The sequence below is a fragment of the Streptomyces sp. NPDC059456 genome, assembly GCF_042750055.1.
GTDB lineage: Bacteria > Actinomycetota > Actinomycetes > Streptomycetales > Streptomycetaceae > Streptomyces.
On sequence record NZ_JBHYVA010000221.1, the window covers coordinates 1 to 11,814 of the forward strand.

The following is an 11,814-nucleotide window of genomic DNA, read 5'->3' on the forward strand; positions in this document are numbered from 1 at the left end:
ACAATCCCCGGCGCGGGCCCGGCCCGCTCCGCGGCCCGGGGGGCCCCCCGGGGGCCCCGGCCCGGGCCGGGGGCCCCCCGGGCGCCGGGCGCGGGCCCGTACGCGGACCGGCTGGCCGCCGCCGTCGAGGCCGCCGGGACCACCGTCCAGCGTCCCGAGCTCGGCACGCTGGTCGCCGCCGTGCCCGCCGACGACGCGGAGCGCGCCGCGGCGGCCGCCGCCGTCGCCGCCGTCGACGACGAGGCCGTGCGCCTGCGCACCGCCGTGAAGTCCCGCGACGGGTTCTTCACCACCTTCTTCATCAGCCCGTACTCGCGCTACATCGCCCGCTGGTGCGCGCGCCGCGGCCTGACCCCGAACCAGGTCACCACCGCCTCGCTGGTCACCGCGCTGATCGCGGCCGGCTGCGCCGCCACCGGCGAGCGCTGGGGCTACGTCGCCGCCGGCGTGCTGCTGCTCGTCTCCTTCGTCCTGGACTGCACGGACGGGCAGCTCGCCCGCTACTCGCTCCAGTACTCGACGATGGGCGCCTGGCTCGACGCCACCTTCGACCGTGCGAAGGAGTACTCCTTCTACGCGGGCCTCGCGCTCGGTGCGGCCAGGAACGGCGACGACGTGTGGGCCCTCGCCCTCGGCGCGATGATCCTGATGACCTGCCGGCACGTGGTCGACTTCGCCTTCAACGAGGCCAACCACGACGCGACCGCCAACACGAGCCCGACCGCCGCCCTGTCCGGCAGGCTCGACAGCGTCGGCTGGACGGTCTGGGTCCGACGGATGATCATCCTGCCGATCGGCGAGCGCTGGGCCATGATCGCGGTGCTGACCGCGTTCACCACCCCCCGGATCGTGTTCTACGCCCTGCTCGTCGGCTGCGCCTTCGGCGCCCTCTACACCACCGCCGGCCGGGTGCTGCGCTCGCTGACCCGCAAGGCGCAGAGGACCGACCGGGCCGCCCAGGCCCTGGCCGACCTCGCCGACTGCGGCCCGGCGGCGTCGATCGGCACGGCCCTGGCCAAGGGACGGCCCGTCGCCCCGCTGGCGATGGCCCTGATCGGCACCGTCCTCGTCATCGGCGGGTCCGCGGTGTGGCCGTACGGCACGGCCGCACTGATCGGGTCCGCGGTGTTCTACGTCATAGCCGCCGGTGCGGCCGTCTCCCGCCCGCTCAAGGGGGCGCTGGACTGGCTCATCCCGCCGGTGTTCCGCTGCGCCGAGTACGTCACCGTGCTGGCGCTCGCCGTGCGGGCCGACGTCCCCGGGGCCCTTCCGGCCGCATTCGGACTGGTCGCGGCGGTCGCCTACCATCACTACGACACGGTCTACCGCATCCGCGGCGGCTCGGGCGCGCCGCCCAGGTGGCTGGTGTGGACGATCGGCGGGCAGGAGGGCCGGGTCCTGCTGCTCGTGGTCCTGGCCGCCGTCCTGCCCCGTGACACGTTCCCCGTCGCGCTCACGGCCCTGGCCGTGTTCGTGGCACTCGTGGTGCTCGTGGAGAGCATCCGCTTCTGGGTCTCCTCCGGGGCACCCGCCGTACATGACGAAGGAGAACCAGCATGATCGGCCTTGTACTCGCTGCCGGTGCCGGACGCCGCCTGCGTCCCTACACCGACACCCTGCCCAAGGCCCTCGTGCCCGTCGGCCCCGAAGGCGACGAGGAAAGCCTCACGGTCCTGGACCTCACCCTCGGCAACTTCGCCGAGGTCGGCCTGACCGAGGTCGCGATCGTCGTCGGCTACCGCAAGGAAGCCGTCTACGCGCGCCGGGAGGCCCTGGAGGCCAAGTACGGCGTCAAGATCACGCTGATCGACAACGACAAGGCCGAGGAGTGGAACAACGCCTACTCCCTGTGGTGCGCCCGTGACGTCCTGAAGCAGGGCGTGATCCTCGCCAACGGCGACACCGTCCACCCGGTCTCCGTCGAGCGGACCCTGCTCGACGCCCGCGGCAACGGCCAGAAGATCATCCTCGCCCTCGACACGGTCAAGAGCCTGGCCGACGAGGAGATGAAGGTCGTCGTCGACGGCGCCAAGGGCGTGCAGAAGATCACCAAGCTGATGGAGCCGTCCGACGCGACCGGCGAGTACATCGGCGTCACGCTCATCGAGCCGGAGGCCGCCGAGGCCCTCGCCGAAGCCCTGAAGACCACCTTCGAGCGCGACCCCGACCTGTACTACGAGGACGGCTACCAGCAGCTCGTGAACGACGGCTTCGTGATCGACGTGGCCCCCATCGGCGACGTCAAGTGGGTCGAGATCGACAACCACGACGACCTCGCCAAGGGCCGGACGATCGCATGCCAGTACTGACGAGGCTCATCCCCTCCCCGGTCGTCGTCGACATCACCCGCGGCGCCATGGACGACCTGGCCGGCCTCCTGGCCGACCAGCGGATCTCGGCGTCCGGGAAGCTGGCGATCGCGATCAGCGGCGGGTCCGGCCAGGTGCTGCGCACCAAGCTGGAGCCCGTGCTGCCGCACGCCGACTGGTACCCGGTCGTCGACGGCACGATCGACTCCGCCGTCAAGCTGGCCGACGACATAAAGGGCCGTCGCTACGACGCCGTCGTCGGCCTCGGCGGCGGCAAGATCATCGACGTGGCGAAGTACGCCGCGGCGCGGGTCGGGCTGCCCATGGTGGCCGTCGCCACCAACCTGGCCCACGACGGCATCTGCTCGCCGGTGGCCACGCTGGACAACGACAACGGCCGCGGCTCCTACGGCGTGCCCACGCCGATCGCCATGGTCATCGACCTGGACGTGATCCGCGACGCCCCGGTGCGCTTCGTCCGCTCCGGCATCGGCGACGCGCTCTCCAACATCTCGGCCATCGCCGACTGGGAGCTCTCGCACAAGATCACCGGGGAGCCCGTGGACGGCCTGGCCGCCGCGATGGCCCGTACGGCCGGCGAAGCCGTCCTGCGCCACCCCGGCGGCTGCGGCGACGACGACTTCCTCACGGTGCTCGCCGAGTCCCTGGTGCTCACCGGCATCGCCATGTCGATCAGCGGGGACACCCGGCCGGCGTCCGGCGCCTGCCATGAGATCAGTCACGCCTTCGACCTGCTCTACCCGGGGCGCTCCGCGCTCCACGGCGAGCAGGTCGGCATCGGCGCCGCCTTCGCGATGTACCTGCGCGGCGCCAAGGAGCAGTCCGGGCTGTTCGTCGAGTCGATGCGCGGCCACGGGCTGCCCGTGCTGCCCGCCGAGATCGGGTTCAGCGTGGACGAGTTCGTCGCGGCCGTCGAGTACGCCCCCCAGACCCGCCCGGGACGCTTCACGATCCTGGAGCACCTCAATCTGTCCGCAGCCGAGATCAGGGACGCTTACGCCGACTATGCCAAGACCATCCGTAGCTGAACTCCGGCCCGTCGTTCACCCGCCGGGCGTCAAGGACCGGCGCAGTGGCGAGCACTGGGGCGGTCGTCTGTACATGCGCGAGATCTCCCTGCGCATCACCCGCGTCCTGGTCAACACCAAGGTCACGCCCAACCAGCTGACCTACCTGATGACCCTCGCCGGTGTCCTGGCGTGCCCGGCACTGCTCATCCCGGGCATCTGGGGCGCCGTCCTCGGCGTGGTGGCGGTCCAGATGTACCTGCTGCTCGACTGCGTCGACGGCGAGGTCGCCCGCTGGAAGAAGCAGTACTCGCTGTCCGGCGTGTACCTGGACCGGGTCGGCGCTTACCTGTGCGACGCGGCGGTCCTCGTCGGCTTCGGCCTGCGCGCCTCCGATCTGTGGGGCACCGGGCGCATCGACTGGCTGTGGGCCTTCCTGGGCACCCTCGCCGCCCTCGGCGCGATCCTGATCAAGGCCGAGACCGACCTGGTCGGCGTCGCCCGGCACCAGACCGGCAAGGAGCCCGTCGCGGAGGCCGCCGCGGAGCCGCGCTCCTCCGGCATGGCGCTGGCCCGCCGGGCCGCGTCCGCGCTCAAGTTCCACCGCCTCGTCCTCGGCATCGAGGCCTCGCTGCTCATCCTGCTGCTGGCCGTCCTGGACCAGCTGCACGGCGACCTGTACTTCTCCCGGCTCGGTGTGGCCGTGCTCGCCGGCATCGCCATGCTGCAGACGGTGCTGCACCTGGTGTCGATCCTGGCCTCCAGCAGGCTCAAGTGACGACGCCGATGCGGCTGGGCGCCGTGATCATCACCATGGGCAACCGGCCCGACGAGCTGAAGGCGCTCCTGGACTCGGTGGCCCGCCAGGAGGGCGACCCGGTCGAGGTCGTCGTCGTGGGCCAGGGCGTCAAGGTCACCGGACTCCCCGCCGGGGTGCGCACCGTGGACCTGCCCGAGAACCTGGGCATCCCCGGCGGCCGCAACGTCGGCATCGAAGCCTTCGGCCCCGGCGGCCGCGAGGTCGACGCCCTGCTCTTCCTCGACGACGACGGGCTGCTGGAGCGCACCGACACCGCCGAGCTGTGCCGGCAGGCCTTCACCGAGGACCCGGAGCTCGGGATCGTCAGCTTCCGGATCGCCGATCCGGAGACCGGCGAGACCCAGCGCCGGCACGTGCCCCGGCTGCGCGCCTCGGACCCGATGCGCTCCTCCCGCGTCACGACCTTCCTGGGCGGCGCGAACGCCGTCCGCACGACGGTGTTCGAGCAGGTCGGAGCGCTGCCCGGCGAGTTCTTCTACGCGCACGAGGAGACCGATCTGGCCTGGCGCGCACTCGACGCGGGGTGGCTGATCGACTACAGGGCGGACATGGTGCTCCTGCACCCGACGACCGCCCCCTCCCGGCACGCGGTCTACCACCGTATGGTGGCCCGTAACCGGGTGTGGCTCGCCCGCCGGAACCTGCCCGCCCCGCTGGTCCCGGTCTACCTGGGCGTCTGGCTCCTGCTGACGCTCCTGCGCAGACCGTCGGCACCCGCGCTCAAGGCCTGGTTCGGTGGGTTCAAGGAGGGATGGACCACCCCCTGCGGTCCCCGGCGCCCCATGAAGTGGCGCACGGTCTGGCGGCTGACCCGGCTGGGCCGACCGCCTGTCATCTGACACGCCCGCGTCTGAGAACATGACGCGATCACGGGCCGAGCGCCCCAGGCCCGATGCCACCTTCTGCCGCATCTTGAAGACGGAAAGTTTCATCTTGTGAGTGACACAACCCAGGATGGCGCCCTCGCCACGAGCAAGCCGCCGTCCGAAGACGCGGGGCTGTCCCCGGCGGAGCTCGCCGCGAAGTACGGCCTGTCCGTCAGCGGTGCCCGGCCGACCCTGGCCGAATACGTGCGCCAGCTCTGGGACCGGCGCCACTTCATCATGGCGTTCTCCCGGGCCAAGCTGGTCGCCCAGTACAGCGAGGCGAAGCTCGGCCAGATCTGGCAGGTGGCGACCCCGCTGCTCAACGCGCTGGTCTACTACCTGATCTTCGGTCTGATCATGAACGCGGGCCGGGGCATGGCGAAGGGGGTCTACATCCCCTTCCTGGTGACGGGCATCTTCGTCTTCACCTTCACCCAGAGCTCGCTCATGGCGGGAGTGCGGGCCATCCCCGGCAACCTCGGCCTGGTCCGCGCCCTGCACTTCCCCCGCGCCTCCCTGCCGATCTCCTTCTCGATGCAGCAGCTCCAGCAGCTGCTGTACTCGATGATCGTCGTGGTGATCGTCACGGTCTCGTTCGGCAACTACCCCAAGCTGTCCTGGCTGCTGGTCATCCCGACGCTGGTGCTCCAGTTCGTCTTCAACACCGGCCTCGCACTGATCTTCGGGCGGATGGGTTCCAAGACCCCCGACCTCGCGCAGCTGATGCCGTTCATCACGCGTACGTGGATGTACGCCTCGGGCGTCATGTTCTCGATCAGCGGCGCGCTCAAGGACCGGCACGTGCCCTCGTGGGTCACGGACGTGCTCCAGTGGAACCCGGCCGCGATCTACATGGACCTGGTCCGCTACGCGCTGATCGACGAGTACGGCCGGCACAACCTGCCGCCGCACGTCTGGGCCTTCGCCGTCGGCTGGGCCGTCGTGATCGGCCTCGGCGGATTCGTGTACTTCTGGAAGGCTGAGGAGCGTTACGGCCGTGGCTGAGAACAACCGGGGCAACGTCCCCACCGTCATCGCCGACGACGTGCACATCGTCTACCGCGTCAACACCGGCAGCTCCGGCAAGGGCAGCGCCACCGCCGCGCTGAGCAAGATAATGCGCCGGGGCAAGGGCGATGCGCCGGGCGTCCGCCGCGTCCACGCCGTGCGCGGCGTCTCCTTCACGGCGTACCGCGGCGAGGCCATCGGCGTCATCGGCTCCAACGGCTCGGGCAAGTCCACCCTGCTGCGCGCCATCGCCGGCCTGCTGCCCTGCGAGTCCGGCAAGGTCTACACCGACGGCCAGCCCTCGCTGCTGGGTGTCAACGCCGCACTGATGAACGACCTCACCGGCGAGCGCAACGTGGTACTCGGCGGTCTCGCCATGGGAATGAGCCGCGAGCAGATCAGGGAGCGCTACGACGACATCGTCGACTTCTCGGGCATCAACGAGAAGGGCGATTTCATCTCCCTGCCGATGCGCACGTACTCCTCCGGTATGGCCGCGCGCCTGCGCTTTTCCATTGCCGCGGCGAAGGACCACGACGTTCTGATGATCGACGAGGCCCTGGCCACCGGTGACCGGAAGTTCCAGGTGCGTTCCGAGGACCGCATCCGAGAACTGCGCAAGCACGCCGGAACCGTTTTCCTGGTGAGCCACAACAACAAGTCCATCCGCGACACCTGCAGCCGCGTGCTGTGGCTGGAGAAGGGTGAGCTGCTGATGGACGGGCCCACCGAGGAAGTCGTCGCGGCCTACGAGAAGGCCACCAGCGCCTGACCGCGGCCCTCGCCGGCCCCCGTCGCCCGAGCGCGGCGGGGGCTTCGGCATGTCCGGCGCGTCCGGCGCCGACATTCAGTAGCAGAGCGAATACCCGAGAGGCTGCCGCGGCGTTGTACAGCGTAAGCTGGAGCAGTCCTGAATCACGCCAGAGGGGACGATTCCCCGCAGGTGAACGGCCTGGGGTACCCCGGGGAAAGTCCGGCGGCGTGTCCGAAATGGGATGTATTGGGTCGGCAGTGTAGAACGGGAGACGTGACGGCAATGGCTACGGGAATTCTCCGGCCCCCAGGCATTACGGCCGTCCCCCGCGCGGGCGGCGGGCGGTGACCCCCGGGCACGGTATCCGGCCCCGGCGCGACGCGGTCCCCACAGCCCCCGACGCCCACGCGCACGCCACCCTCGGCAAGGCGCGGACGGAGAACTTCCCCGTCGCCCCGTCCTTCCTCCCGCGCGCCTGGCGCGACGGCCTGATGGCGGTGTACGGGTACGCCCGCCTGGTCGACGACATCGGCGACGGCGACCTCGCCCCCGGCGGGCACGACGCCGTCCTCCTCGGCCTCGACCCCGCCGCGGCCGACGACCCCCTCGCGATGCTCGACGCCCTCGAGGCCGACCTGCACCGCGTCTTCGGGGGCCCCGGCGGCCCGCCCCGCCACCCCCTCCTCCAGGCGCTGCGGCCGGTGGTCCGCGCCCACGACCTCACCCCCGAGCCCTTCCTCGGGCTCATCGAGGCCAACCGCCTGGACCAGCGCGTCACCCGCTACGCCACGTACGGCGACCTCCTCGCCTACTGCGAGCTCTCCGCGAACCCCGTCGGCCGCCTCGTGCTGTCCCTCACCGGCACCGCCACCCCCGAGCGGATCCGCCGGTCCGACGCCGTCTGCACCGCACTGCAGATCGTCGAACACGTGCAGGACGTCGCGGAGGACCTCGGCCGGGGCCGCATCTACCTCCCGGCCGAGGACATGCACCGCTTCCACGTGGGCGAGGCCGACCTCAAGGCCCGCCACGCCGGCGCGTCCGTACGCTCCCTGGTCGCGTTCGAAGCCGAACGCGCCCGGGACCTCCTGAATGAAGGCACCCCGCTCGTGGGTAGCGTGCACGGCAGGCTCCGGCTGCTGCTCGCAGGCTTCGTGGGAGGGGGGCGCGCCGCCCTGCGAGCCGTCACCGCCGCCGGCTTCGACGTACTCCCCGGCCCGCCCAAGCCCACCAAGAGCGGCCTGCTCCGCGAGGTGGCCGCCGTCCTGCGCACAGCGCCGAGAAAGGGGTGAGCCCGACCGTGGAGGGTTCCGCACACACGTCCTCAGCGTCCGCGCCGTCCGCAGCGGTCCTGGCGGCCTACAGCTACTGCGAGGCCGTCACCGGCTCGCAGGCGCGCAACTTCGCGTACGGCATCCGGCTGCTGCCCTCGGACAAGCGGCAGGCGATGTCCGCGCTGTACGCGTTCTCCCGGCGGGTCGACGACATCGGCGACGGCACGCTGGCCCCCGGCGCCAAACTGGCCCGGCTCGAGGACACCCGCGCCCTCCTCGGCCGGATCCGGGCCGAGGAGGTCGACCAGGACCACACCGACCCGGTCGCCGTCGCCCTCGCCCACGCCGCCCGACGCTTCCCGATCCCGCTCGGCGGCCTCGACGAACTCATCGACGGCGTCCTGATGGACGTCCGCGGCGAGACCTACGAGACCTGGGACGACCTCAAGGCCTACTGCCGGTGCGTCGCCGGAGCCATCGGGCGGCTCTCCCTCGGCGTGTTCGGCACGGTGAACACCGGCGGCCTCGGCGCCGCCGAGACCGCGCGCGCCGGCGAGTACGCCGACACCCTCGGCCTCGCCCTCCAGCTCACCAACATCCTGCGCGACGTCCGCGAGGACGCCGCCAACGGGCGCACCTACCTGCCCGCCGAGGACCTCGCCAAATTCGGCTGCGGCGACGGCTTCGCGAGCGACCGGATGCCCGCCGGCGCCGACTTCGCCGGGCTCGTCCACCACGAAGTCCGGCGCGCCCGCGCCCTGTTCGTCGAGGGCTACCGGCTCCTGCCCATGCTCGACCGGCGCAGCGGCGCCTGCGTCGCCGCCATGGCCGGCATCTACCGGCGCCTCCTCGACCGCATCGAGCGCGAGCCCGAGGCCGTGCTCCGCGGCCGCGTCTCGCTCCCCCCGCACGAGAAGGCGTACGTCGCCGTGCGCGGCCTGTCCGGCCTCGACGCGCGCACCATCTCGCGCCAGAGCACGCGGAGGCGGCCGTGACGCGCCCCGGCACCGGGCCGGCCCGGACTCCCGCCGGCCCGCGGGCAACCACGGCGCGGGCCGCCGCGTCTCACCGTGCGGGCTCCGCCCTTACGGCCGCCCCGGCGGGCGCCGGCCGTACGACGGGGGAGACTGCATGAGCGGCAGCGACGACCGCGCCGTCGTCATCGGCGGCGGCCTCGCCGGCGTGACGGCCGCCCTCGAACTCGCCGACGCGGGACTGCGGGTCACCCTGCTCGAAGGCCGCCCGAGGCTCGGCGGACTCGCCTTCTCCTTCAAGCGCGGCGACCTCACCGTGGACAACGGCCAGCACGTCTACCTGCGCTGCTGCACCGCCTACCGGTGGTTCCTGGACCGCGTCGAGGGCGCCGCCCTCGCCCCGCTCCAGGACCGGCTCGACGTACCCGTGCTCGACGTCGCCCACCCCGGCGGGCCGCGGCTGGGCCGGCTGCGCCGCAGCGCCCTGCCCGTCCCCCTGCACCTGGCGGGCTCCCTGGCCCGCTACCCGCACCTCTCGCTCGCCGAACGGGTGGGCGTCGGCCGCGCCGCCCTCGCGCTGCGCCGGCTCGACCCCGCCGACCCGGCGCTGGACGGCCTGGACTTCGCGACCTGGCTCGCACGGTACGGACAGAGCCCGCGCACCATCGAGGCCCTGTGGGACCTCGTCGGCATCGCCACCCTCAACGCCACCGCCGACCAGTCCTCACTGGGCCTGGCCGCCATGGTCTTCAAGACCGGCCTGCTCTCCGAGAACGGCGCCGCCGACATCGGCTGGGCCTCCGTCCCGCTCGGCGAGCTGCACGACACCCTCGCCCGCAAGCAGCTGGACGCCGCCGGGGTGCGCACCGAACTGCGCACCCGCGTCACCTCCGTCTCCCGCACGCAGGACGGGAACTGGCAGGTCGACACCGAGGGCGAGTCCTTCGGCGCGGGCACGGTCGTCCTCGCCGTCCCGCAGCGCGAGGCCCACGGGCTGCTGCCGCCCGGAGCCCTGGCCGACCCGGACAAGCTCCTCGACATCGGCACCGCGCCCATCCTCAACGTGCACGTGGTCTACGACCGCAAGGTGCTCAGGCAGCCCTTCTTCGCCGCGCTCGGTTCCCCGGTCCAGTGGGTGTTCGACCGCACCGATTCCTCCGGGCTGCCCGACGGCGGCCAGTACCTGGCGCTGTCCCAGTCGGCCGCCCAGGACGACATCGACGAGCCCGTCTCGGTACTGCGCGCCAAGTACCTGCCCGAACTCGAACGGCTGCTGCCCGCCGCGCGGGGCGCCAAGGTACGGGACTTCTTCGTCACCCGGGAGCGCACGGCCACGTTCGCCCCCACCCCCGGCGTCGGCCGGCTGCGCCCCGGGGCGCGGACCGACACGCCGGGCCTCTACCTCGCCGGTGCGTGGACCGCCACCGGTTGGCCCGCGACCATGGAGGGCGCCGTGCGCAGCGGACTGAGCGCGGCGCACGCCGCGCTCGCCGCCCTCGGCCGCCATCGCGAGCACCCCCTGCAGGAGGCGGCATGACGACCACCAGCACGACCGGAACAGCACGTACAGGACACAGAGGAGTGCCAGTGAACCCGGGGAATCCGGCTGTCGAGAACACGGACGCCGGCAACGGCGCAGCCGGAGGGGGCGTGGAGAAGGCGGACACGGTGGCCCTCCTGGAGCGTGGCCGCACGCTGTCGACCCCCGCGCTGCGCGCCGCCGTCGACCGCCTCGCGGCGCCCATGGACACCGTCGCCGCCTACCACTTCGGCTGGATCGACGCCCAGGGCAACGCGGCGGACGGCGACGGCGGCAAGGCCGTGCGCCCCGCCCTCGCGCTGCTGTCCGCCGAGGCCGCGGGAGCCGCGGCCGAGGTCGGCATCCCCGGTGCGGTGGCCGTCGAGCTCGTCCACAACTTCTCGCTGCTGCACGACGACCTGATGGACGGCGACGAGCAGCGCCGCCACCGCGACACCGTGTGGAAGGTGCACGGCCCGGCCCTCGCGATCCTGGTCGGGGACGCGCTGTTCGCCCTCGCCAACGAGGTCCTGCTGGAACTCGGCACCGTCGAGGCGGGCCGCGCGGCCCGCCGGCTCACCACCGCCAGCCGCAAGCTCATCGACGGCCAGGCCCAGGACATCTCCTACGAGCACCGCGAGCGCGTCAGCGTCGAGGAGTGCCTGGAGATGGAGGGCAACAAGACCGGCGCCCTGCTCGCCTGCGCGGTCTCCATCGGCGCCGTCCTCGGCGGCGCGGACGACCGTACGGCCGACAAGCTGGAGGAGTACGGCTACCACCTGGGCCTCGCCTTCCAGGCCGTCGACGACCTCCTCGGCATCTGGGGCGACCCGGAGGCCACCGGCAAGCAGACCTGGAGCGACCTGCGCCAGCGCAAGAAGTCCCTGCCGGTCGTCGCCGCCCTCGCCGCGGGCGGACCCGCCTGCGAGGAACTCGCGCAGCTGCTCGCAGCCGACGCCAAGAGCAACGACTTCGAGAACTTCTCGGAGGAGGAGTTCGCGCACCGTGCCGCGCTCATCGAGGCCGCGGGCGGCCGCGAGTGGACCGCCGAGGAGGCCCGCCGCCAGCACGCCGTCGCCGTCCGCGCGCTGGACGACGTGGACATGCCGCAGACGGTGCGCGAACAGCTCGTCGCCCTGGCCGACTTCGTCGTCGTGCGCAAGAGGTGATCGCCACCCGAGCTCGGATATGACTCGCGAGTCGCCGGCCGGCGCGGCCATAAAGGAGCGCCCGGCCGACCGCAAACCCCCTGTGTCTTTTAA

Annotated in this window: 11 protein-coding genes; all 11 read left to right on the forward strand. The window is 72.2% G+C overall.

The features are described from left to right. The first annotated feature begins 3 nt into the window (after positions 1–3). A complete protein-coding gene (locus ACFXA3_RS20380; protein ID WP_385188587.1) occupies positions 4–1,560 on the forward strand; it encodes a DUF5941 domain-containing protein in 1,557 nt (518 codons plus the stop codon). After that, positions 1,557–2,309 carry a sugar phosphate nucleotidyltransferase gene (locus tag ACFXA3_RS20385; RefSeq protein ID WP_376198236.1) on the forward strand — a complete coding sequence of 251 codons (753 nt, stop codon included), beginning with the start codon at positions 1,557–1,559 and terminating at the stop codon, positions 2,307–2,309. Before ACFXA3_RS20380 ends, ACFXA3_RS20385 begins: the two co-directional genes overlap by 4 nt. Continuing rightward, on the forward strand, positions 2,297–3,358 hold the full coding sequence (locus ACFXA3_RS20390) for an iron-containing alcohol dehydrogenase family protein (protein ID WP_385188574.1): 1,062 nt from the start codon (positions 2,297–2,299) through the stop codon (positions 3,356–3,358). The genes ACFXA3_RS20385 and ACFXA3_RS20390 overlap by 13 nt, the downstream gene beginning before the upstream one ends. Next, complete coding sequence (locus tag ACFXA3_RS20395) at positions 3,336–4,115, forward strand: CDP-alcohol phosphatidyltransferase family protein (protein ID WP_385188576.1); 780 nt, start codon at positions 3,336–3,338, stop codon at positions 4,113–4,115. The genes ACFXA3_RS20390 and ACFXA3_RS20395 overlap by 23 nt, the downstream gene beginning before the upstream one ends. 8 nt (positions 4,116–4,123) lie before the next feature. Further along, complete coding sequence (locus ACFXA3_RS20400) at positions 4,124–4,996, forward strand: glycosyltransferase family 2 protein (protein WP_385188588.1); 873 nt, start codon at positions 4,124–4,126, stop codon at positions 4,994–4,996. A gap of 96 nt (positions 4,997–5,092) precedes the next feature. Then, positions 5,093–6,028 (forward strand): ABC transporter permease, encoded by a 936-nt coding sequence (locus ACFXA3_RS20405; RefSeq protein ID WP_385188578.1) that lies wholly within the window; start codon positions 5,093–5,095, stop codon positions 6,026–6,028. Beyond that, positions 6,021–6,803 carry an ABC transporter ATP-binding protein gene (locus ACFXA3_RS20410; RefSeq protein ID WP_385188580.1) on the forward strand — a complete coding sequence of 261 codons (783 nt, stop codon included), beginning with the start codon at positions 6,021–6,023 and terminating at the stop codon, positions 6,801–6,803. Before ACFXA3_RS20405 ends, ACFXA3_RS20410 begins: the two co-directional genes overlap by 8 nt. A 344-nt stretch (positions 6,804–7,147) precedes the next feature. Beyond that, complete coding sequence (hpnC, locus tag ACFXA3_RS20415; RefSeq protein WP_385188590.1) at positions 7,148–8,077, forward strand: squalene synthase HpnC; 930 nt, start codon at positions 7,148–7,150, stop codon at positions 8,075–8,077. Next, a complete protein-coding gene (hpnD, locus tag ACFXA3_RS20420; protein WP_385188582.1) occupies positions 8,074–9,054 on the forward strand; it encodes a presqualene diphosphate synthase HpnD in 981 nt (326 codons plus the stop codon). The genes hpnC and hpnD overlap by 4 nt, the downstream gene beginning before the upstream one ends. Before the next feature lie 136 nt (positions 9,055–9,190). Continuing rightward, on the forward strand, positions 9,191–10,570 hold the full coding sequence (gene hpnE / locus ACFXA3_RS20425; RefSeq protein ID WP_385188583.1) for a hydroxysqualene dehydroxylase HpnE: 1,380 nt from the start codon (positions 9,191–9,193) through the stop codon (positions 10,568–10,570). Between the two features lie 50 nt (positions 10,571–10,620). Next, a complete protein-coding gene (locus ACFXA3_RS20430; protein ID WP_385188585.1) occupies positions 10,621–11,721 on the forward strand; it encodes a polyprenyl synthetase family protein in 1,101 nt (366 codons plus the stop codon). Positions 11,722–11,814 lie beyond the last annotated feature (93 nt).

What these genes read in the sequence shown, in the direction of transcription:
- ACFXA3_RS20385 (WP_376198236.1), top strand. Translation starts at nt 1,557, where the DNA reads ATGATCGGCCTTGTACTCGCTGCCGGTGCCGGACGCCGCCTGCGTCCC.
- ACFXA3_RS20390 (WP_385188574.1), top strand. Translation starts at nt 2,297, where the DNA reads ATGCCAGTACTGACGAGGCTCATCCCCTCCCCGGTCGTCGTCGACATC.
- ACFXA3_RS20395 (WP_385188576.1), top strand. Translation starts at nt 3,336, where the DNA reads ATGCCAAGACCATCCGTAGCTGAACTCCGGCCCGTCGTTCACCCGCCG.
- ACFXA3_RS20400 (WP_385188588.1), top strand. Translation starts at nt 4,124, where the DNA reads ATGCGGCTGGGCGCCGTGATCATCACCATGGGCAACCGGCCCGACGAG.
- hpnE (WP_385188583.1), top strand. Translation starts at nt 9,191, where the DNA reads ATGAGCGGCAGCGACGACCGCGCCGTCGTCATCGGCGGCGGCCTCGCC.